This is a genomic window from Lysinibacillus sp. NPDC093216 (genome assembly GCF_050280325.1).
Classification (GTDB): domain Bacteria; phylum Bacillota; class Bacilli; order Bacillales_A; family Planococcaceae; genus Lysinibacillus.
In genome coordinates, this window is sequence record NZ_JBNNVB010000005.1 from 143,195 (window position 1) to 165,650 (window position 22,456).

Below are 22,456 nucleotides of genomic sequence, written 5' to 3' on the forward strand. Positions count from 1 at the left end.
CAATTATTATATAAGGTGTGTTGATTAACTTTATCCACTAAATCCACCCGTACTCTACGACGAAAGTAAAGCGACAAGAGCACTTGTCCAGCCCTTCTGAAAATCGCCTCCTTTTTGTGCAATGGCTAAAAGTTGCACTATGATTACTATAGGTTATACTTGTGGTAAAAACTCAAAATAGTTTACAGCAAGCGAAGAAAAACGTACTACAAGTTTTAGCAATTTTACATGCAGAAAATGAGTGAAGTAAATGTCTTACGAAAATAAAATTTTACAAATGAAAAAAATGCTCGGTAAAAAAACGACAACAACTATAAAAAAAGAGGAAAAACCTGCTTATCAAAAACCTATTGCTCCAAGCTATACTGTGCAGTGGAAAAAGGCGGGCCTGACAGTTGTAGAAAATGATTTCGGTATTGTTTTTAAACGACAAGTGCGTTATCCTTTTAGTTTTCAACATGGTCATTATAAGTTGCAGTCATATTTTGATGCATTAGTAAAATGGCAAGAGGCAAAGTTCGAACATCCATATGCGTTAGAAATGAATGAAAAGGTATTGTTTTTTGATACAGAAACTACTGGCTTAAAGGGTGTAGGTACACAAATTTTTCTTCTGGGCTTTTTAGAAGTGTCAAAAGAAGATGGAAGCTTTATTTTAACTCAATATATTCTAGCCGATCCCGCACATGAGACCGCGTTACTTTTTGAATCAAAGCTTTGGCAAAAAACAGCAACGGTTATTACCTACAATGGAAAAAGCTTTGACTGGCCGCAACTTGAAACACGTTGGACACTCCACCAAAAAGAATTACCTAAATTGCGTACACAGCGGCAAATTGATTTGTTGCATAGTTCAAAGCGTTTATGGAAAAATGATATGGAACGAATGAAATTAAAATCTGTGGAAGAAGAGAAGCTTGGTTTTTCACGCATTGGAGATATACCTGGATATCTTGCACCAATTATTTATTTAGATGCAATCAAAAGCGGTGTTCCAGATGCGCTTATGAAAGTCCTTCTTCATAATGAATGGGATTTACTTTCACTGATTACGCTTTATGTCCATTCTACAAATTTGCTATTTGAAGAGACAAGCGAAGAATCGGCAAAAACGTTTACAAATATCGGGAAATGGTATGCTGATTTAAAAGAGGGTTCACAAAGCGTAAAAGTTTTGGAAAAGGTAACGACCCAATTTGATGCACTTGAAGCAGGCAATGCACAATATTATTTAGCAATCCAGCATAAAAGAAATAAAAAGTTTAGTGAAGCAATCGATGCATTTGTGGCTGCTCTCCATTTCGTTGATCTACGAAAAAAGTTGCATGTATTAGAACAGCTCGCTATGATATATGAGCATCAAATGAAAGATTATGATCAGGCCATTTATTATACGCAAGAGGGCATAAAATTAATTAAGAATGAGCAATGGAGAGTAGAACAAAAGCAGAAATGGGAAATTTCGTGGGAAAAGAGGTTACTCAGGTTAGGAAATAAGAAATAATTTCCCAGGTAAACGCAAGAAACGACAAGTTTAGCCTTACATTTGATGTTTTCAGACGATATAATGTGATGAAGTATGCTATAATGTAACGCATGTAGTGTGAGGAAGGGCGATGTGAATGGATATTAAATTAACGTCAAAAATGATCCTTGAAAAGGAATTTAAGAAAAATTTTAAAGGCTACAATGTAGAAGAAGTCGATTCATTTCTTGATGAGATAATACAAGACTATGAAGCGTTTGAAAAAGTGGTGGCCCAACTTCGTGAAGAAAATAAACAGTTAAAAGAAGAAATTGATAATACTCCTAAGAGACAACCTGTCGCATCGGCTACTGGTACGACAAACTTTGATATTTTAAAACGTCTTTCGAATTTAGAGAAACACGTATTCGGAAGTAAGTTGTACGAATAATTTTTTGTCAAATATATTGTATTTATCATAAAACTCTAGTATAATCTTTTTATCATCATGAAATTCTGGTAATCGCTGCGGCGCTAGACGTCGTAGAGGAAAGTCCATGCTCGCACGGTTCTGAGATGACCGTAGTGTTCGTGCTTACTGAAAAAATAAGGTAAGGCAGCTGTAAAGGCTGACGGCGGAAGGAAAACCTAAGTCTTAATGATATGGTTGAAACTTCCTGAAAGTGCCACAGTGACGTAGCTTGCTTGGAAACATGCAAGGTGGAACGAGGTAAACCCCACGAGTGAGAAACCCAAATTATGGTAGGGGCACTCTCTTGAAGGAATTGAACGGATAGAGGGACAGAGTTCGCTCTGTAGATAGATGATTACTACCCGGCCGTACGAGGCGATAGCTGTTTGAGTACTCGGGAACAAAACATGGCTTATGGAATTTTTTGATGCTTATTTATGAAATGACAAGCGCTCTCCAATTTGGTGGAGAGCTTTTCTTTTGAATAAAGTAAGAAAAAGTTACTTGTTAATCATGTCTAGGCATGCGCGATATACGTTTGAGAATAAGGCTGTACACTGTTGGTCATGCCTCTGTCGCTACGATTCGAAACATAAACATCTAATAAACTGTTATCGCAACGATGTACATATTGTCTACATACGAGTAGACTGGCGCAAAAGCGCTTTTCTAAAAAATGAGGGTAGTAAAGAGAGATAGGATGGAGCAGAAACATGAACGGTGTGAACGATAGTCTGGAGAAGCTAAATTCGATTTCCAAATATCCTACTGCATTAATGACAAAAATCTTCGAAAATGTATCGGAAGGCATCATGATTACGGATAAAGAGAAAAGAATAGAATTGGTCAATCCTGCATTTGAATTTGTTACCGGCTATAAGCGTAATGAAGTGATTGGAAAAACGCCAGCCGTTCTACAGTCAGGTGTTCATGAATTGCAATTCTATTTAGATATGTGGCAAAAGATACGACAAGAAGGCAATTGGCAGGGGGAAATATGGAATCGCCGTAAAACCGGAGACGTATATCCAGAATGGTTAACAATTGTTGGTGTAGCCAATGATGAGGGAGAAATTACAAATTACTGTGGTATTTTCTCAGATTTGTCTGAAAGAAAAATAGTAGAAAATGAACTAGAAAAGCGTTTATTAACTGACTCATTAACGGAAGTATCAAATCGATTTGCATATATTGAAAGAATGGATAATCTATTAGAATCAACTTCTACTATTTCTCATTCAGTACAGCATGCAGTCTATTTTTTAGATTTAGATCGATTTAAGCAAATTAATGATACGTTAGGTCATGCAGTCGGAGATACCATTCTAGTCGAAGTGGCGAAACGCTTAAAAACATTGTTAAAAAATAAAGATATCATTGCTAGATATGGCGGTGACGAATTTATTATTACGTTAACAAACGTGAAGAATGCTAAAGAAGCCGCAAATTTTGCTGAACAAATTATTGGGATTATTGAACAGCCTTTGGATATTAATGGTCAAGATATTTTTATTTCTACGAGTATTGGTATCAGTATGTATCCATTAGATGGTGAAGCAACGGAGCAATTGATTCATTGCGCTGACAAGGCAATGACTTATTCAAAAAAGAATGGGCTTAACGACTATGCGTTTTATTTTGATGAATTGAAGACTGACTCTCAGCGTGTTTTATTATTAGATTCAGAACTACGAAGAGCCATCGAAAACCGAGAATTTGAGCTGCATTTCCAACCTAAAATATCTATGGAAAATGAAGAGATTCAAGGATTAGAGGCACTTGTTCGTTGGAATAGTGAAAGATTAGGATTTGTCTCTCCAGCAGAATTTATTCCTTATGCAGAGGAAACAGGATTAATCATTCCTTTAAGTGAAGTGATCATAGAAAAAGCTTGTGAGGCAGTTATAGAGATGCGTCAAGGTGGCTACAAAACGCCAGTTGCTATTAATATTTCAAGCATTCACTTTAAGCAACAAAACTTTTTAGACTCTGTTCAGTCAATATTAGAGCGTTATAACACACCTGCTAACAATTTTGAAATCGAAGTTACAGAACGTACTGTGATGAACAGTGCCAATGAAACGGTTAGCAAGCTTGTGCAACTGAAGAAAATGGGCTTTAAAATTTCTATTGATGATTTTGGGACAGGTTATTCGTCTCTTAGTTATTTAGTTCGCTTCCCCCTTGATTATTTAAAAATCGATCGCAGCTTCATTCAGCATATTGGCTCACTCGATGAAAAACAGGCAGTAGTGGATGCGATAATTCAAATGTCGCATCGCCTAAAAATGAAAGTTGTTGCTGAAGGTGTAGAACAAGCACAACAAGTGGATATACTACGTAAAATGAACTGTGATATAATTCAAGGTTATTATTACAGCAAACCGTTGCCACTTCACGAACTTATTGAGTTTATGGAGTATTGGGAAATTGAACATCAAGGAAGGAATTAGTGTATGGCAAACTATAAATTAGTAGCAACTGCTGCAATGGGATTAGAGTCGATTGTAGCACAAGAGGTACAGGCATTAGGTTATGAAACAACAGTCGATAACGGTAAAGTGTATTTTGAAGGTGACGAGACGGCCATTGCACGAACAAACTTATGGCTACGTGTAGCTGACCGAGTAAAAATCGTTGTAGGACAGTTTCCTGCTAAATCTTTTGAACAGTTATTTGAAAGTGTAAAAGCTCTACCTTGGGAAAAATACTTACCAGTTGATGCGGCTTTCCCAGTATCGGGGAAATCTGTTAAATCCAAATTATTTAGTGTACCCGATTGTCAGGCAATTACTAAAAAAGCAATTGTTGAGCGCATGAAACAACATTATAAGCGTTTAGGATTTTTAGATGAATCTGGTGCAACTTATAAAATTGAAGTTTCAATTTTAAAAGATGTGGCTACACTTACTATTGATACTTCGGGTGCGGGCTTGCATAAGCGTGGTTATCGTCAAGCACAGGGCGAAGCACCATTAAAAGAAACATTAGCAGCGGCACTCGTACAAATTTCAAAGTGGAATCCGAATCGACCATTTGTTGATCCATTCTGCGGTTCAGGTACAATTGCATTAGAAGCAGCAATGTTTGGACAAAATATTGCACCGGGCTATAATCGTGAATTTATTTCAGAGAATTGGCCATGGATGAAGGCAATAATTTGGGATGCAGTGCGAGATGAAGCGGATAGCTTAGCGAACTATGATCAGCCATTAGAAATTATCGGGTCTGATATAGATCATCGTATGGTGAGTATTGCACAAGAAAATGCACTAGAAGCAGGTTTTGGTGATATGATGACGTTCAAGCAAATGCAAGCACGTGATTTTACAACACTGCTAACAGATGGTGTTATGATTGGTAATCCACCATATGGAGAGCGTATTGGCGACATCGAAGTCGTGGAACAGGTAATTCGTGATTTAGGAAAAGTTATGAAAAACTATCCGACTTGGTCTGTATACATGTTGTCTTCAATGAAAAACTTTGAGGAATTGTACGGTCGTCAATCGACGAAGAAGCGTAAATTATTCAATGGCTTTATTGAAACGAATTATTACCAGTTCTGGGGACAAAAGTCTAAAAGAGATTAACAAACGGTAACGGAAGATAAGAATTTTTCTTATCTTCCGTTTCGTCGCGTATAATAGGAACAGATAGTTAGAGGGGGAACGTCAATTGCGTAAATCTTTACCATTTGTATTAACGAAGGACCGCTCATTTTTTGAGTCATTAGGTGACTGGATGGGGGACGTCCTTTACGATGAATTACCTGAAAAGGGCTTTGAATGCCGTGATGAACAAATTTTTATGGCATATCAAATTGAGCAGGCCTTAAAAGAGAAAAACGTGCTTTTTGCAGAGGCAGGTGTAGGGACTGGGAAAACAATTGCCTATTTACTACCTGCAGTATCTTATGCACGCTATACTGGAAAACCAGCTCTGATCGCATGTGCTGATGAAACCTTAATCGATCAGCTAGTAAAAGAGGGCGGCGATATTTATAAGCTACAAAAAACGTTAGGTCTTGAAATTGATGTTCGCTTAGCAAAGTCACGAGACCAATATTTATGTTTAAAGCGTTTTGAGGAAGCTGAAAAAGTAGTGTCCGATGAATGGATCGACGATATTGCGTTTTCTATACCTGATGGAGTATATGCACAAGGCTCGATGATTGCTATACAACCTTATGGTGAACGTAGTGATTATCCAACTGTCAGTGATGAAGATTGGCAAAAAGTAAACTACAACTCGATTATGCAGTGTTCAGTATGTGACCTACGTAATCGATGTGGTCAAACATTACATCGTGCACATTATCGTAAATCGGCGGATCTCATTATTTGTTCACAAGATTTTTTAATGGAGCATTTAGCTACAAAGGATTCTCGTGAACGTGAAGGGCAATTAGCTTTATTACCTGAAGTGTCAATGATGGTGCTAGATGAAGGCCATTTATTAGAATATGCCGCACAAAAAGCAATGACGTATAAAGTACAGGCGACAACAATTGTTACATTGTTAGAGCGTTTAATGGTAGATGGTGTGCGAGAACGTACATTATATGCGATGGAAAAATTACAAGATGACCATGAGTTATTTTTTGACCAGCTACGAGATGATCTAGTAGCTTCTGAAGAAGAGCGTAAACGTATTAATAAATCGCCAAATTTATTGAAATACGGTAAACAACTTATTGCTGATGTTGAAACATTACTCGAGGAACTTGTCTTTGAATCTGAAATGTATATGATTCCAGAGTATGAATTAAATATGGCAGAGGAGTATTTAGAACAATACGAGGCATCCTTACGTATTTTCATAGCGCAGGGAGATGCAGTCGATTGGTTAGAGGAAACTGATGGAGAGGAAACGCTCGTAATTATGCCGCGTCTCATCACAGAAGTTTTAGAAGAAAAATTATTCTCTAAAAAACTTCCAATAATATTCTCTTCAGCAACTTTATCAGTCAACAAAGATTTCTCCTATATTGCTTATAGCTTAGGAATTCGCGATTATCAATCGTTTTCTGTTCCATCTCCATTCGATTATGAAGAAGTTATGCGAATTTATTTACATGAGCTATCTCAAAAGGGGAAAACGGCGCGTGTTCAACAGCTATTACGTGACGGTGAAAAAACATTAATTTTGTTTAAATCAAAACAAGCAATGTTAGATTTCAAAGCAGAGTTACCTCTTATGGAACGGATGTATGTAGCGTTTGAGGGGGACCGTGAACTATCAGGAATTGTTCGTGATTTCCAAGAAGGCACCATCAAAACATTATGCTCCTATCATTTATGGGAAGGTCTAGATTTGCCGGAGGAGGCATTAACACGAGTTATTATTTATGATTTGCCTTTCCCACCACATGATCCATTATTTGATGCGAAACGTACATTTGCAGAAAATCCATATGAAGAAGTGGAATTACCGTTTATGCAACTTCGTTTACAGCAAGGAATGGGGCGTTTAATTCGTACTTCAAACGACCATGGAGATATTCATATCTTGTTAAATGAAGAAGAAGCAAAGCAACGTGAAACATTTGAAAATATATTAGCCGTTACACCAGAAATAAAGTAGAAAAAAGCGAGTTTGCATCTGTTGCAATCTCGCTTTTTTATATATTAATATAATATTTTTATCGTGAGATAATGATGAGATTGAAAAAAAGTGTTGAATATTTCTCTTTTAAGCTATATAGTTCTTTGTAATGTAACGAAAATTATTAAAATAAATTATTTTTTATATTGAAAATAATTTTGCAAAAGGTTTATAATGATGACAAGAAATTTCAAGAATAATCAACGTTAATTTTTGATTATTCTATGATAGGGGGTTTGAGCCTGTCGAACATTCAATCGCTGTGCCAAAAATTTACGAGCTTATCTGCAACAGATGTAGAAAAGTTAATAGAAATAGAAGCTACATTATCGTATTATGCTGAGTTGACAGATTGTTATATGTTCATAGATTGCATGCTGGAAAACTTACCACATGCAATTGTTGTGGCAGAAGCTTTCCCAAAAACAGAAAGAGGCTTATACGAAAAATCTGTAATTGGCAAATTTGTCTTTGAAAGCTTCGAGCCAGCAGTATTTGCTGCTTTTAAAAATAAAGAAAAATCATCAATTACTAGAGCAATCACACAGGAAGGTATAACGGTTGAACAAAACGTTGTCCCTCTCTTTAATAACCACCAACAGGTTATTGCAGTGTTAATCCAGGAAAAAAAGGTGGAAATGCAAACAACACCTAAAGATGATTTTCGTCATATGCCTTTTGCATTAATTGAGCATATTGTAGAGCCAAATTCTCAACCGATTCCAGTAGTTTCTGATTTGCTAGTTGAATCAATTATTCTCACAAATCATGAAAATAAAGTGATCTATAGCAATCCTGCAGGTTACCGATTTATATCGGAACTAACAGGGCTAGAACGTTTTGACAACGTTGCATTGAATAAGATTTTACCTTTTTTACAGGAGGTCTATGATAAAGGCGATGATGTCTTTTTCTTAGAAATTACGATTGATCGTAAATCCTTTATTGTAAAGAAAATTCCTATTCGTGATCAAAACGATAGAGTGACACTCCTCATTATTCATGATCTTACAGAGCTTAAGCTAAAAGAAAATGAACTAATGATGAAAACATTTGCTATACGAGAAATTCACCACCGAGTGAAAAATAATTTACAGACAGTTACAAGTCTATTGCGCTTGCAAATGCGAAATGACTTGTCAGCTTCAAGTGCAAGTGCTTTTCAAGAGGCGTTAAATCGAATATATAGTATTTCATCAGTTTATGAACTTATTTTAGAAAATGAGGATAACGCTGAAGAGAAAGTAGACGTTATCGCGTTGGCTAAAAAAATTGGACATAAAATGGTTGGGACATCCAACACACCATCTATTCAGTTGACTTTTCATGATGATAATGTACAGTTATTTTGTCATTCTAAAAAAGCTGTTTCGCTCGCGTTAATCATTTGTGAGCTACTGCAAAATGCACTGAAATATGCTTTTACTGGTCGTGAGGAGGGTACAATCAATATTCAATTTCAACAGGATGCTTCCACTATTTCACTTTATATTTCTGACAATGGCGTTGGAATGCAAGAGGTGAAGGCATCATTTGGAATGGAGATTATTACAAGGCTTGTTGAATATGATTTAGCTGGCACATTTTCAATTATCCCTAGTGAACAAGGTACACATACTCAAATTCAGTTCCCTGTAAGTGAGGAGGTATTTATCCTAAATGACTAGGAAAGTTATGATTGTCGAAGATGAGTCACTTATTGCCATTGATTTGAAGTTTATGCTAGAAGATAACGGCTACGAAGTGGTAGCACAAGCGAATAATGGAGAATCGGCAATTGAGTTGGCTTTTACACATAAGCCACAGTTAATCTTAATGGACATTAAAATGCCAAAGCTAGATGGTTTGAAGGCAAGCAAAATTATTGAACAGCAGCTCGGTATACCGGTGCTATTTATATCAGCTTATAGTGAAAAAGAATTGTTACTGTATATGAAGCAGGACAATATTTTAGGCTATGTTATGAAACCGTTTTCTGAGAGGAATGTCCTTCCGGCGTTGGAAGTGGCATTTCACCAGATTGATAAGTTCAACCGTCTAAACGGGGAATTGCTGCATAAACAAACAGAATTAGAAAAGCGAAAAATAATCGAACGAGCAAAAGGTTTGCTAATGCAGTCAGAGAACCTTAGCGAGGACGAAGCTTATAAAAAAATTCGCAATGAGAGTATGCAGACTCAACAGGAAATGGCGCTTATTGCAAGGCGCATTATAAATACATTACAAGTAAATAGTTAAAGCAAAGACGCTTTAAAGAGAATTCCTCTTTAATGCGTCTTTTTTTATCTTCATTCAGAGATGTTTTCTGTGGCGAAAACAAAGCGCCAGCCACAAGTGTTTTCTGTGCGAAAGCGCAGCGACAGCAACAATTACGCCAAGGCGAAATTGATAAATAGAAAAATTAAAGGGGGGATGAGTAGGATGGCAATGGTAGGAACGGTGATCGTTTATATTATTATGACCTGTGCAGTTTTAGGGGCAATCGGAGCAATTCGAGATGCTGAATATGGAATCGGGAAAGAGTTTATGAATGGTATTCATACGGTTGGACATATTTTTGTACCTGCTGCAGGGATCATGGCTGCTATACCTTACTTAACGTGGTTTATAAGTCATTTTATTAGTCCGATTTTTGAATTGATTGGTGCAGATCCAGCAATTGCAGCAACGACAATTTTAGCCTCGGACATGGGAGGATACCAATTAGCGAATGCGTTAAAAGAGTCTTATGAAGGATGGGTTATGGCTCTAGTTGTCGGATTTATGTCAGGCGCAACAATCGTGTTCTCTATTCCGATGGGACTTGCCATGTTAGATAAGCGTGATCATAAATATATGGCTTTAGGTATTATGGCAGGTGTTTTAACAATTCCGATTGGAGCATTTATTTCTTCCATCATGATTGTGACGTTTAATACAGATGTTCGTGAAGTGATTAGTACAACAGCTGCACCAACATACGTGTTTGCCATTTCTGTTTTACAAATATTAATTAATTTATTGCCTTTATTTATTTTCGTAGTGTTAATTGCGCTAGGTCTTAAACTAATTCCGAATGGCATGATCAAAGGTTTCATGATTTTTGGACGCGTGATGGATGCTGCTATCAAGCTTGTGCTAGTGTTCTCGATTGTAGAAATATTCACAGGTGTTTTCACCAAAATTTTTGGTGCGTGGGGCTTTGATCCGATCATGGCAGATGAAATCGATCAATTCCGGGCATTAGAAACAGCAGGGTATATCGGTATTATGTTATCGGGTGCATTCCCAATGGTGTACTTAATAAGAAAATATGCATCGAAACCTCTAGAAGCAGTAGGTGGAAAATTAGGCTTATCATCAGTAGGAAGCGCAGGTCTTTTAGCGACGATTGCCAATATTTTAGCCATGTTTACACTCGTTCGACATATGCCGCCGAAAGATAAGGTTATTAACATTGCCTTTGGTGTTTGTTCAGCATTCCTACTAGGAGATCATTTATCGTTTACGGCTAATTTCCAGCCGACAATTATTTTACCTGTTATTACTGGTAAGTTTTTAGCGGGTGTGATCGCTATTATTTTAGCCTATAAATTATCTGTTCCAACAGCTCTAAGGCTAGAACAAGAGGATCGCAAGGCAGGCATTATTAAAGAAGGTGAATATTTAACAGATAAAAATCTTGAAAGGAGTGATGATGTGTGAGTGAAGAAAAGAAACGCTTTATTCAGGAGTTTGTGCCAGGAAAGCAACTAACATTGAGTCATCTAATAGCAAATCCTGATCCTGAGATGTTTCAAAAGCTCGGCATTCAAGAAGCCGGTGCACTAGGCATCATGACTTGTACACCGAGTGAAACAGTTATTATCGCAGGAGATTTAGCAACAAAGGCAGCCAATGTAAGACTAGGATTTTTAGATCGCTTTACTGGCAGTCTCGTTATTGTTGGTAGTGTTTCCGAGGTTGAAATGGCGATGTTAGAGATTAATCGTTTTCTATCAGCGATGCTAGGCTATACGCCATCAAAAATAACCAAGTCATAGGATGTGCTGTATGAAAAATCGAGTAATGATCATAGGTGGTGTGCAAGCAGGTAAGTCGACACTGATGAATGCGTTATTGGGGAAAGATAGACAAGCCAATAAAACACAGGCGCTCGTTTATGATGACTGGATAGTTGATACACCCGGAGAATATATAGAAAATCCGATGTATTACAGAAACATTATGGCGACATCGCTTGAAGTGACACATGTGATTTATTTGCAGGATGCCACCTCATCAAAGAGTGTTTTTCCTCCGCAATTTAGCTTAGGAATTCCCAAAATACAAATTGGTGTCATTACAAAAATTGATGCACCCCTTGCAGATGTAGAAAGAGCAGTATCGCTATTACAAAATGTCATGACGCATGGTCCTATTGTGAAAACCTCTTCGTGGCAAAAGCTAGGTATTAAATTTATTGCACCACTTATACAGCTCAGTACTGAGGAAGAAATTCGTCAATTTGTGAAGGATCGTGATAGTCCTTATCTCATGTATTGCCCGTAGTGGCGAGAGGGGAGAGTAAATTGAAGACAGAAAAAATTTATAGTGCAGGCATTGATATTGGTACAAGTACAACAAAGATGGTTGTCAGTAGTTTTCTGTTGAAAAACGTTGCAGGTGTAACGCATGTGCCACGCATAGAAATTATTGAAAAAACGATTTTGCATCAAAGTCCAATTATTAGAACACCGTTTATCAATAAAGAAATTATCGACATGGAAAAAATCGAGCAATTTATTTTTCAGCAATATCAATTGGCTCACATTTCACCGGCAGATATTTCAACAGGTGCCATTATCATAACAGGCGAATCTGCCACAAAGGAAAATGCCAGCGAGGTTGTTCATGCGATTGCAGATACAGCCGGGCACTTTTTAGTTGCTACTGCTGGACCTGATTTGGAAGGGATTATTGCGGCAAAAGGCGCAGGTACATTACAGCAATCTAAAAATACTGCCAAAGTTATCGCTAACATCGATATCGGTGGTGGTACAGCAAATATTGCGGTAATGCAATTCGGAGAAGTAATGGGTACGTGTACATTGCATGTCGGTGGAAGACTTATAGAATTTCAGAATGGCATTGTTCAATCGATTTCACCACCCATTATGAAACTAATGGAGAAATGGTCAAAGCCATTAACGGTTGGTGATTCAGCAGAAGATGTACGTGTCATACAACTAATACAAGAAATGGCGGATATAGTAGCGATGACGCTAAGCGGACAATTAACAGAAGAACAGCATCCTTTATTGCTAGGACATTTGCCAACTTGGGATAAACCAATTGATGCAATCGTTTTTTCCGGTGGGGTAGCTGCCTGTATTTATGAAAATGAATGTATAAATCGACAGTATGATGATATCGGTGAAAAATTGGCAAAAAAGCTTTTACAGCATGAACAGCTACAATCCTTTTTATGGTTAAAACCAGAGGAAACAGCGAGGGCAACAGTGACTGGTGCGGGTACGCAAACAACTGAGATTAGTGGTGCAACGATTCAGGTAGATGCGGAAGTATTGCCTTTGAAAAATGTGCCTGTTTTCAATTGCCATATGGATACGCACAGCAAAGAATTCGACTATGCGGTGAAAACAGCTGTTGCACGAGCTGAGGCTCTCTTTTCTATACAGGAGAATCGTTCTCCGTTTGCACTTTATTTTAGTCATTTACCCTATTTAAGTTTCCAGGATGTCCATATATTATGTGAGGCCATTTTGAAGCACTTAGCTATGAGAAGCTCCAAGGAAATACCAATTATCATAGTCATTCAATCAGATTATGCAAAGGTTATTGGGCAAACGATACGAGCAATCAATCAAACAGTTCCCATCATTTGCATCGATCAAATCAAAGTAGAAACAGGTGATTATATTGACATTGGGGAAGTACTACCATCTGGTGTTGTCCCAGTCGTTGTAAAAACACTTGCTTTCCATTCAAAGTAAGGAGGATGAATGTGAATCTATCGGTGATATTTGGTGGAGAAAAATATAATTTTAATTCATTAAAAGATGTAATGGCTAAGGCCAATGAAGAAAAATCAGGAGATCAGCTAGCTGGAATCGCGGCTGAATCTGTACAGCAACGAATTGCGGCAAAGGCCGTTCTCAGTGAGCTGTTAGTGAAGGATATAAGAGAAAATCCATTAGTTCCTTCTGAAAATGATGAAGTATCACGCATTATTGAAGGTGATATCAATGAGCAAATTTATGGAGAAATTAAAAACTGGAGTATCGAGCAACTAAGAGAATATATTTTATCCAACGAAACAGGCGACCGGGAATTAAAACGCTTAAGCAAGGGCATGAATTCAGAAATTATTGCGGCCGTTACTAAGCTAATGTCTAACTTAGATCTCGTCCATGCTGCCAATAAAGTAGAAATACTGTCAACTTGTAATATTACGATCGGACAAAAGGGCACACTTTCCTCAAGATTACAGCCGAATCATCCAACAGACAATATTGACGGGATTATTGCCTCATTAAAAGAAGGATTGTCCTATGGTATTGGCGATGCAGTCATTGGAATTAACCCAGTAGATGACTCAGTTGAAAGTGTGAAAAAAGTATTGCAAGCCACAAAGGAATTTATCAATGATTGGTCGATTCCTACACAAAACTGTGTGTTAGCACATATTACAACACAAATGAAAGCTATTAAACAAGGGGCACCAGCCGATATGATTTTCCAAAGTATTGCTGGAACGGAAATTGCCAATCGCTCGTTCGGCATTTCTGCTGACTTAATAAGAGAAGCAGAAGAGCTTGTGAAAAAGCAAGGAACAGGAACAGGTCCGAACTTATTCTATTTTGAAACTGGACAAGGTTCGGAGCTATCTGCTGAGGCACATAGGGGTATTGACCAAGTAACACTTGAATCGCGCAATTACGGCTTTGCTAGACATTTTAATCCGTATATTGTGAACACGGTTGTTGGCTTTATTGGACCCGAGTATTTATACAATAACAAACAGGTTATACGTGCAGGACTAGAAGATCACTTTATGGGCAAAATGCACGGCATCCCAATGGGCGTTGATATTTGTTACACGAACCATATTAAGGCAGACCAAAATGATGTTGAAGATTTAAGTGTTTTACTAACAGCAGCTGGTGTCAATTTTATTATCGCTGCACCTATGGGCGACGATATCATGCTGAATTATCAGTCCATGAGCTTCCATGATGTCGCTACATTACTTCAAACATTTGGTAAAAAACCAGCACCTGAATATCTAGCGTGGTTAGAAAAAATGGGCATTTATGAAAATGGTCGTCTATCTGCAAGAGCTGGCGATTTATCTATATTTGAAAGGTAGGTGAGTCAATTGAATGACCAACTAGTATCGATGATTACGCAGCTCGTAATGGAAAAGATGGGCAATAATGCGTTAGACAAATCTTCTCATGACATAGAAGTGCTAACAGAAGACCAAAAGGAACCACTTATTAAGTTTCACGATACAGTAGCTAATGCTAAGTATGCTGATGAAGTAGCAAGTCCGAGCGTAACAGAACAATCTAATGAACCACTAATTAGACTTTATCATACTGAATCAAGTAATCATGAACAATCATATTACAGTGCAAGTAATGATGAATCGACTTACACTTCAGTACCTATCACAGCTTTTAAATTTGAAGAGGATGAAGTGTCTGAAAGTGTTCAAGCTGCAAAAAAGCATACACCAGCAAGAATAGGTGTTGGCAGAGCTGGAACAAGACCTAAAACAAAAACTTGGCTAAAGTTCCGACTCGATCATGCGGCAGCAGTAGATGCAGTATACGGAGAAGTGACAGAAGGGCTACTACAAAAGCTCGATGTCTTTCAAGTAACATCAAGAGTGACAGATAAGGAAGAATACATTACTAGACCGGATTTAGGTCGTCGTTTATCAGATGAAGCAAAGACACTTATTCAATCGAAGTGTAGAAAAAACCCAAAGGTACAAATCATTATTTCTAACGGATTAAGTGCAAGTGCGATTGAAGAAAATGTGCAAGATGTTTACTTAGCGTTACAGCAAAGTCTTAGTAATTTAAATATTGAAATAGGAACTACTTTCTATATTGATAAAGGGCGTGTTGCTCTTATGGATGAAATTGGCGAGCTTTTACAAGCAGAAGTAATCGTTTATTTAATAGGTGAGCGTCCAGGACTTGTATCTGCTGAGTCAATGAGTGCCTATATATGCTATCAACCTAGAATGGGCACTGTAGAAGCAGATCGAATGGTCGTTTCGAATATTCATAAAGGTGGTATCCCGCCATTAGAGGCAGGTGCATATTTAGGAACAGTCGTTCAAAAAATATTGCATTACAAGGCAAGTGGAGTAGGTCTTGTGGCAAAAGAAAGTTAGGGGGCCAAACAATGAATCCTCAAAAAATTATGGCAGAAATTTTGGCAATGCAAATCATTCCAAGAGTGAATAATGAATTAGCAGAGCAATTAGATTTAAAGCCATATCACAATAGCATTGGACTCGTAACTCTAACAATAGATGATGTTGGATATGTAGCGCTGGACGAGGCTACGAAAAAAGCAGATGTTGATGTTGTTTATGCAAAAAGCTTCTATGCTGGAGCGGCACACGCATCTGGGCCATTATCTGGTGAGGTCATTGGCATCATTGCTGGTAGCTCGCCTGATGAAATACGCAGTGGTTTCGATGCGATTCAGCAGAAAATCCAGTTTGATACGTATTTTGAAGCCATTCTTCAAAATGAAAGCCACGCTCTTTTTGCACATACTGTAGCGAGCTGTGGTACGTATTTGGCAGAGCTAGCAAACGTAAAGGTTGGAACAGCCCTTGCATATTTAATTGCACCGCCACTTGAGGCTGTAGTTGGTTTAGATGCTGCATTAAAAGCGGCAGATGTAGAGTTAAAGGTTTTCTTTGGTCCACCATCTGAAACCAATTTCGGTGGCGGTTTAGTAAGTGGTAGCCAATCTTCCTGCCAAGCTGCTGCTAATGCTTTTAGAGAAGCTATTGAAATTTTAGCGAGAAACCCAGTTGTTTAGAAAGGAGGGGCTTTAGTGGCCACACTAGATAAAGATTTATTAGCAATTCAAGAAATGAGAGACGCCGTGAGACATGCCAATATGGCACAGGCTGCTTACATGCAGTATTCACAGCAGCAAGTTGATCATATCATCAAGGCTGTTGCAGATGCCGCATTTAAAGAGGCAGAACGTTTGGCAAATATGGCCGTTCAAGAAACAGGAATGGGCATACCTAATCATAAAAAAATGAAAAATGAGGTAGCCTCTAGAGATGTCTATGAAGATATTAAAGATTTGAAGACTGTTGGTGTCGTTGGTGTCGATCGAATGAAAAAAGTGACAGAGATTGCTAGTCCGTTTGGAGTCATCGCGGGCATTGTACCAACGACAAATCCAACATCAACAGCAATCTTTAAAACACTTATCTCATTGAAAACTAGAAATGGTCTCGTACTAAGCCCACACCCATATGCGGTTAATTGTACAAAGGAAGCTTTAGAGATTTGTAGAGTAGTTGCAGAACAAGCAGGAGCACCAGAAGGATTGCTACACTGTTTAACAATGTCTTCTATGGAAGCTACGCAGCAATTAATGAAGCACCCAGATATTCACTTAATTTTAGCGACTGGTGGTGGTGCACTAGTAAAAGCAGCCTATAGTTCAGGCAAACCTGCTTATGGTGTAGGACCAGGAAATGTGCCAGCTTACATTGAAAAATCGGCGAATATATCCAAATCTGTTCGCCAGCTTGTCCAAAGTAAGTCTTTTGATAACGGTACAATTTGTGCTACAGAACAATCGATTATTGTAGATAAAGTCATTGCCGAACAAGTTTTAACAGAGCTAAAGAAAAACAACGCTTATATTTTGAGTGATGAAGAGAAGGTGAAGATGGAGAAGTTGATTTCTCCTATCCCTGGGAAGGTAAATCCTCAAATTGTAGGTAAGTCAGCAGCTTGCTTAGCTGATTCTATCGGTATTACCGTGCCGGAAGATACAAAAGTACTTGTTGGTATGGAAACGATGATTGGCAAAAACATTCCATTTTCACTGGAAAAACTATCACCGATATTTGCGTTATACACTGTCGAGGACAGTACAGAGGCAAAACAGGTGATGATTGATTTATTAAACATAGGTGGACGCGGGCATACATGCTCGATTCATACAGAAAATACAGCTTTAGCTGAGCAGTTTTCAGTTGAATTACCGGTGTCTAGAATTGTTGTTAATACATTATCATCCATCGGCGCTGTTGGTGGAACTACTGGATTGGCCCCATCCTTTACATTAGGGTGTGGTACGTTTGGTGGCAATATTACGTCCGATAACATTACAGCGAGACATTTATTGAATATTAAACGTATGGCTTACGGCATTAAAGATGTAGAAGTGCCAAAACCAGAATTTTTAGCAAAACCAGTAGTAGAGAATATCAAGGCACAAGATCCATCTTTGGATACAGCAGTAGTTCAACAAATTGTTGATCAAGTATTAAAACAAATAACATTACAAAATAAATAATTTGGAGGAATGACAAATGAGTACAGCATTAGGAATGGTAGAAACAAAAGGATTAGTAGGAGCAATTGAAGCAGCAGATGCAATGGTGAAGGCTGCTAGCGTTAATTTAGTAGGAAAAGTACATGTTGGTGGCGGTATTGTCACTGTATTAGTTCGTGGTGATGTCGGCGCAGTAAAAGCAGCTACAGACGCAGGTGCAGCAGCGGCCCAACGTGTTGGAGAACTTCTATCAGTTCATGTAATCCCACGCCCACACCATGAATTAGAATTAATTTTACCAAAAGCAGAAGCTTAATTTTATTTCTGTCCAGACAAGGGCGACGGAAAGAAAAAGTCGGAGTGACGGATAGAAGTCAAAGCGACGGAATGAAGATCCGAGGCGACGGAAGGTAGTCAAAGCGACGGAAAGAGGGTCCGAAGCGACGGAAAGAATCATCGAAGTGACGGATAGAAAAGCCGAAGCGACGGAAGGAATCCCCGGGGTGACGGATGGAAGTCAAAGCGACGGAAAGAAGATCCGGGGCGACGGAAAGAATCCCAGGAGTGACGGATGGAAGTCAAAGCGACGGAAAGAGGGTCCGAAGCGACGGAAAGAATCAACGAAGTGACGGATAGAAAAGCCGAAGCGACGGAAAGAATCCCAGGAGTGACGGATATAAGTCAAAGCGACGGATAGAAGGTCCGAGGCGACGGAAAGAATCAACGAAGTGACGGATAGAAAAGCCGAAGCGACGGAAAGAATCCCCGAAGTGACGGATGGAAGTCAAAGCGACGGAAAGAAGATCCGAAGCGATGGAAAGAATCAACGAAGTGACGGATAGAAAAGCCGAAGCGACGGAAAGAAGTGCCGAAGTGACGGATGGAAGTCAAAGCGACGGAAAGAGGGTCCGAAGCGACGGAAAGAATCAACGAAGTGACGGATAGAAAAGCCGAAGCGACGGAAAGAATCCCAGGAGTGACGGACATAAGTCAAAGTGACGGAAAGAGGGTCCGAAGCGACGGAAAGAATCCCAGGAGCGACGGATAAAAATCAAAGTGACGGATAGAAGGTCCGAGGTGACGGAAAGAATCCTCGAACCGACAGATAGAACATCATAAACGGAAGGGCAGGATGTTACACATTGCGTCTCATCCTGCTTCATTTCCTATAACAATATAGCGAAATAGATATAGAGGTGGCTAACTTGAATACAGCGACAAAAACATTTCCTGTGGCCATTTCAGCTCGTCATATACATGTCAGTGAAGAAGATTTACAGGCACTTTTTGGTCCGAATGCAGCGCTAACGAAGGATTTTGATCTTTCGCAGCCAGGACAGTTTGCAGCTAAAGAGCGTGTCTCTATTGAGGGACCAAAAGGTATTCTTCACAATGTACGTGTATTAGGTCCTGTAAGAGCGGCAACACAGGTGGAAATTAGTCGAACAGATGCAATGAAATTAGGATTAACCCCTCCTTTGAGACAATCGGGTGATATTGAAAGTTCAGCTGGCATCAAATTAATCAATCAAGAACAAGAAATTATCATTAAGCAGGGAGTCATTATTGCACAGGCACATATTCATATGACGGAAGAAGATGCGTTAGCATTGGACGTTCAAAATAATGAATTAGTATTTGTTGAAGTTGATAGTGAGCGACCTGTGACATTTCGAGGGGTTGTAGTTCGTGTATCAAACGATTTTAGTTTAGAGATGCATATCGATACAGATGAAGCAAATGCTGGCTTTATTGAACAACAAGCCCAAGGAAGAATTATTAGATCATTGACATAAGGAGGAGGTTAGATGCAGGAAAATTTAATCCAAGAAATTGTTGAAGAAGTATTACAACAAGTTTTAAAAAATCAGCCTTCCTCTCAGCATGACGGAAAGATCCCTGTCGGTGTATCAGCACGACATGTTCATCTTGCTCAAGCGGAAGTGGAGCAGCTTTTTGGTGAAAACTATCAATTAACACCTAAGTTTGAGCTTTCGCAGCCAGGACAATTTGCTGCTGAGGAAACAGTTGTTATTGCTGGTCCGAAGGGATCTATTGAACGAGTACGCATTTTAGGCCCTGCTCGTTCATTATCTCAAGTAGAAATTAGCTGGACAGACGCGATGAAATTAGGGGTTAAGCCACCTTTAAGGGTATCAGGAGATATTAAAGGCTCTAGCCCCGTTACACTTATTGGTCCAAAGGGCAGTGTCGTGCTAAATGAGGGACTCATTATTGCACAAGCACATATTCATATGTCACCGACTGACAGTGCTCAGTTCCAAGTAGTGGACGGACAATCGGTACAAATTAAAGTAGAAGGTATAAGACCGATTATTTTATCAAATGTAATGATTCGCGTTTCAGAGCGTTATCGATTGGAGATGCATATCGATACAGATGAGGCAAATGCCGGTTTAATCCAGCAAGGTGCATTTGCGGAAATTGTCAATGCTCAAGCTAAGGGACAAATGAATGTTCAAGAACTTTCGCCAGTCGTAAGTCAGGCTGAAAAACCATTAAGCTATCAATTTGATAAGAAACTACTTTCGCAAGTAGAAGTGCTTGAAATAGAGGCGCAGGAAATTGTGGTTCCTAAAAAAACAATTGTGACAGCATTGGCGTATGACAAAATACGAGAGCTGAATAAGACGTTAACAATTCGCTCTGAGTAAATATAGTCCATACGGGATAAAGAGGTGAAGTTCATGCAGATGGGCAGAGTGATCGGTAGTGTATGGGCAACACGTAAAGAAGAAGGGTTGAATGGCTTAAAATTATTAATTATTCAACCAATCGATTCCAATCAACAGCCGATTCGTACAGAAATTGTAGCAGCTGACCGTATCGGGGCAGGAATTGGAGATGATGTGCTCATTACAAGTGGTGGATCATCCCGATATATTATGAAAGAAAATCCATTGCCTATCGATGCGGTCGTTATAGGTATTATTGATTCTACGGAAGTGATGCGAGGTGAGGAAAATGGGTAGCGCAATTGGAATGATTGAGACGAAAGGATTAGTTGGTTCTTTTGAGGCAGCAGACGCGATGATAAAGGCGGCAGATGTGACCATCGTCAAACAAGAATTTGTTGATGGTGGCATCGTTACTGTAGTAGTTAAAGGTGATGTTGGTTCAGTTCAAGCAGCTGTTGATGCTGGAAAAGAGGCGGCTAAACGCGTTGGAGAACTATTAGGCGCTCACGTAATTCCGAGACCTGATGAAGATGTTTTTCAGATGATTAAAGGACCGGAAGCACTGAAGAAAAAGCCGGCACCAGCAGCAACACGTGCTAAAAAAACGACGGAAACAGCAGCCACTGACAATCGAGGTGAGGCAAAATGACATTTCGAAAAAGTAAAATTGCTGTCATCGGTGCTGGTCATACTGGTGCAACTTTAAGCTTATTTTTGGCACAAAAAGAGCTAGGAGATATTGTCCTGTTAGATATTCCAGAAGCGGAAAATCCGACAAAAGGAAAGGCGCTGGATTTATTACAAACAGGACCAATCGAAAAGTTTAATGTTTCTATTAAAGGAACGAGCAATTATGAGGATATTGCTGGAGCAAATATTGTCATTATTACAGCCGGTATTCCTCGTAAACCAGGAATGAGCCGAGATGACTTAGTGACGACGAATGCAAAAATTATTCAACAAGTATCTAGACAAATAAAACATTATGCTCCAAACAGCATAGTCCTTATATTAAGCAATCCAGTCGATGCCATGACCTATGTCTGCTATAAGGAAACAGGCTTTCCGAAAAATCGTATCATCGGTCAATCAGGTGTATTAGATACAGCGCGTTTTAATACATTTGTAGCACAAGAACTGCAAATTGCACCAGAGGATGTATCAGGATTCGTCTTAGGTGGACATGGCGACGAAATGGTCCCTTTAATTCGATATTCCTATGCTGGAGGGATCCCATTAGAAAAACTAATTCCTCAAGATAGACTACAGCAAATCGTAGAACGTACACGTAAAGGTGGCGGAGAAATTGTTGGTTTATTAGGCAATGGCAGTGCTTATTATGCACCAGCTGCTGCCTGCGCACAGATGGTTGAAATCATCATGAAAGATCAACGTAAAATAATTCCTTCTATCGCCCTACTAGAAGGAGAGTATGGTTACCACGAATTATTTTTAGGGGTGCCGACAATATTAGGTGGCAATGGTATTGAATCAGTCATTGAATTGCACCTGACAAATGAAGAAAAAGCGGCGCTCCATCAATCGGCAGAAGCCGTTAAACAAGTGTTAACAATTTGTCAAAACATTTAACTTCTTTGATATGTAGGATCCCCAACTATATATCTGTTGTTATAAATTTTAACTCTTAAAAATGTTTGATTGGAAACCTAACAT

General features: G+C 38.8%; 21 protein-coding genes and 1 other RNA gene. All 22 read left to right on the forward strand.

The window, feature by feature from the left end; all coding sequences use genetic code 11:
• The first annotated feature begins 250 nt into the window (after positions 1 to 250).
• The 22 genes from ACQKOG_RS08340 (at position 251) to mdh (ending at position 22,372) form a co-directional block, all read left to right on the forward strand.
• A complete protein-coding gene (locus ACQKOG_RS08340; RefSeq protein ID WP_402868906.1) occupies positions 251 to 1,504 on the forward strand; it encodes a ribonuclease H-like domain-containing protein in 1,254 nt (417 codons plus the stop codon).
• Between the two features lie 118 nt (positions 1,505 to 1,622).
• Positions 1,623 to 1,916 carry a cell division regulator GpsB gene (gene gpsB / locus ACQKOG_RS08345; protein ID WP_370082204.1) on the forward strand — a complete coding sequence of 98 codons (294 nt, stop codon included), beginning with the start codon at positions 1,623 to 1,625 and terminating at the stop codon, positions 1,914 to 1,916.
• 60 nt (positions 1,917 to 1,976) lie between these two features.
• An RNA gene (rnpB, locus tag ACQKOG_RS08350) (RNase P RNA component class B) lies at positions 1,977 to 2,357 on the forward strand.
• Positions 2,358 to 2,650: 293 nt separating this feature from the next.
• Complete coding sequence (locus tag ACQKOG_RS08355) at positions 2,651 to 4,390, forward strand: EAL domain-containing protein (protein WP_370082202.1); 1,740 nt, start codon at positions 2,651 to 2,653, stop codon at positions 4,388 to 4,390.
• Between the two features lie 3 nt (positions 4,391 to 4,393).
• The gene (locus tag ACQKOG_RS08360; RefSeq protein WP_370082200.1) at positions 4,394 to 5,530 is read left to right on the forward strand and encodes a THUMP domain-containing class I SAM-dependent RNA methyltransferase; all 1,137 of its coding nucleotides are present in this window, start codon (positions 4,394 to 4,396) and stop codon (positions 5,528 to 5,530) included.
• Between the two features lie 85 nt (positions 5,531 to 5,615).
• The gene (locus tag ACQKOG_RS08365; protein ID WP_370082198.1) at positions 5,616 to 7,523 is read left to right on the forward strand and encodes an ATP-dependent DNA helicase; all 1,908 of its coding nucleotides are present in this window, start codon (positions 5,616 to 5,618) and stop codon (positions 7,521 to 7,523) included.
• Between the two features lie 257 nt (positions 7,524 to 7,780).
• Entirely contained in the window at positions 7,781 to 9,211 is a 1,431-nt protein-coding gene (locus ACQKOG_RS08370; RefSeq protein ID WP_370082196.1) for a sensor histidine kinase, read from the forward strand.
• The gene (locus ACQKOG_RS08375; RefSeq protein ID WP_370082194.1) at positions 9,204 to 9,782 is read left to right on the forward strand and encodes an ANTAR domain-containing response regulator; all 579 of its coding nucleotides are present in this window, start codon (positions 9,204 to 9,206) and stop codon (positions 9,780 to 9,782) included. The genes ACQKOG_RS08370 and ACQKOG_RS08375 overlap by 8 nt, the downstream gene beginning before the upstream one ends.
• Positions 9,783 to 9,965: 183 nt before the next feature.
• A complete protein-coding gene (gene eutH / locus ACQKOG_RS08380) occupies positions 9,966 to 11,228 on the forward strand; it encodes an ethanolamine utilization protein EutH (protein WP_370082192.1) in 1,263 nt (420 codons plus the stop codon).
• Positions 11,225 to 11,566: an ethanolamine utilization microcompartment protein EutS gene (gene eutS / locus ACQKOG_RS08385; RefSeq protein ID WP_427445959.1), complete on the forward strand. Its 342-nt coding sequence runs from the start codon at positions 11,225 to 11,227 to the stop codon at positions 11,564 to 11,566. Before eutH ends, eutS begins: the two co-directional genes overlap by 4 nt.
• Before the next feature lie 10 nt (positions 11,567 to 11,576).
• Entirely contained in the window at positions 11,577 to 12,074 is a 498-nt protein-coding gene (locus tag ACQKOG_RS08390; protein WP_370082190.1) for a EutP/PduV family microcompartment system protein, read from the forward strand.
• Between the two features lie 20 nt (positions 12,075 to 12,094).
• On the forward strand, positions 12,095 to 13,519 hold the full coding sequence (locus ACQKOG_RS08395; protein ID WP_370082188.1) for an ethanolamine ammonia-lyase reactivating factor EutA: 1,425 nt from the start codon (positions 12,095 to 12,097) through the stop codon (positions 13,517 to 13,519).
• Positions 13,520 to 13,524: 5 nt separating this feature from the next.
• Entirely contained in the window at positions 13,525 to 14,895 is a 1,371-nt protein-coding gene (locus tag ACQKOG_RS08400) for an ethanolamine ammonia-lyase subunit EutB (protein WP_402868913.1), read from the forward strand.
• Between the two features lie 9 nt (positions 14,896 to 14,904).
• Positions 14,905 to 15,936: an ethanolamine ammonia-lyase subunit EutC gene (gene eutC, locus ACQKOG_RS08405; protein WP_370082184.1), complete on the forward strand. Its 1,032-nt coding sequence runs from the start codon at positions 14,905 to 14,907 to the stop codon at positions 15,934 to 15,936.
• An 11-nt stretch (positions 15,937 to 15,947) separates the two neighbouring features.
• On the forward strand, positions 15,948 to 16,598 hold the full coding sequence (gene eutL / locus ACQKOG_RS08410; protein ID WP_370082183.1) for an ethanolamine utilization microcompartment protein EutL: 651 nt from the start codon (positions 15,948 to 15,950) through the stop codon (positions 16,596 to 16,598).
• A 15-nt stretch (positions 16,599 to 16,613) separates the two neighbouring features.
• The gene (locus ACQKOG_RS08415) at positions 16,614 to 18,104 is read left to right on the forward strand and encodes an aldehyde dehydrogenase family protein (RefSeq protein ID WP_427445962.1); all 1,491 of its coding nucleotides are present in this window, start codon (positions 16,614 to 16,616) and stop codon (positions 18,102 to 18,104) included.
• 16 nt (positions 18,105 to 18,120) lie between these two features.
• The gene (locus ACQKOG_RS08420; RefSeq protein ID WP_053482447.1) at positions 18,121 to 18,399 is read left to right on the forward strand and encodes a BMC domain-containing protein; all 279 of its coding nucleotides are present in this window, start codon (positions 18,121 to 18,123) and stop codon (positions 18,397 to 18,399) included.
• A gap of 889 nt (positions 18,400 to 19,288) precedes the next feature.
• Positions 19,289 to 19,879, forward strand: coding sequence for a phosphate propanoyltransferase (gene pduL / locus ACQKOG_RS08425; RefSeq protein WP_370082170.1), 591 nt, complete (start codon positions 19,289 to 19,291; stop codon positions 19,877 to 19,879).
• A gap of 12 nt (positions 19,880 to 19,891) precedes the next feature.
• Positions 19,892 to 20,758, forward strand: a complete 867-nt coding sequence (locus ACQKOG_RS08430; RefSeq protein ID WP_370082169.1) for a phosphate propanoyltransferase — start codon at positions 19,892 to 19,894, stop codon at positions 20,756 to 20,758.
• A gap of 33 nt (positions 20,759 to 20,791) precedes the next feature.
• Positions 20,792 to 21,076: a EutN/CcmL family microcompartment protein gene (locus ACQKOG_RS08435; RefSeq protein ID WP_132359031.1), complete on the forward strand. Its 285-nt coding sequence runs from the start codon at positions 20,792 to 20,794 to the stop codon at positions 21,074 to 21,076.
• The gene (locus ACQKOG_RS08440; protein ID WP_370082167.1) at positions 21,069 to 21,431 is read left to right on the forward strand and encodes a BMC domain-containing protein; all 363 of its coding nucleotides are present in this window, start codon (positions 21,069 to 21,071) and stop codon (positions 21,429 to 21,431) included. The genes ACQKOG_RS08435 and ACQKOG_RS08440 overlap by 8 nt, the downstream gene beginning before the upstream one ends.
• The gene (mdh, locus tag ACQKOG_RS08445; protein ID WP_370082165.1) at positions 21,428 to 22,372 is read left to right on the forward strand and encodes a malate dehydrogenase; all 945 of its coding nucleotides are present in this window, start codon (positions 21,428 to 21,430) and stop codon (positions 22,370 to 22,372) included. The genes ACQKOG_RS08440 and mdh overlap by 4 nt, the downstream gene beginning before the upstream one ends.
• Positions 22,373 to 22,456 lie beyond the last annotated feature (84 nt).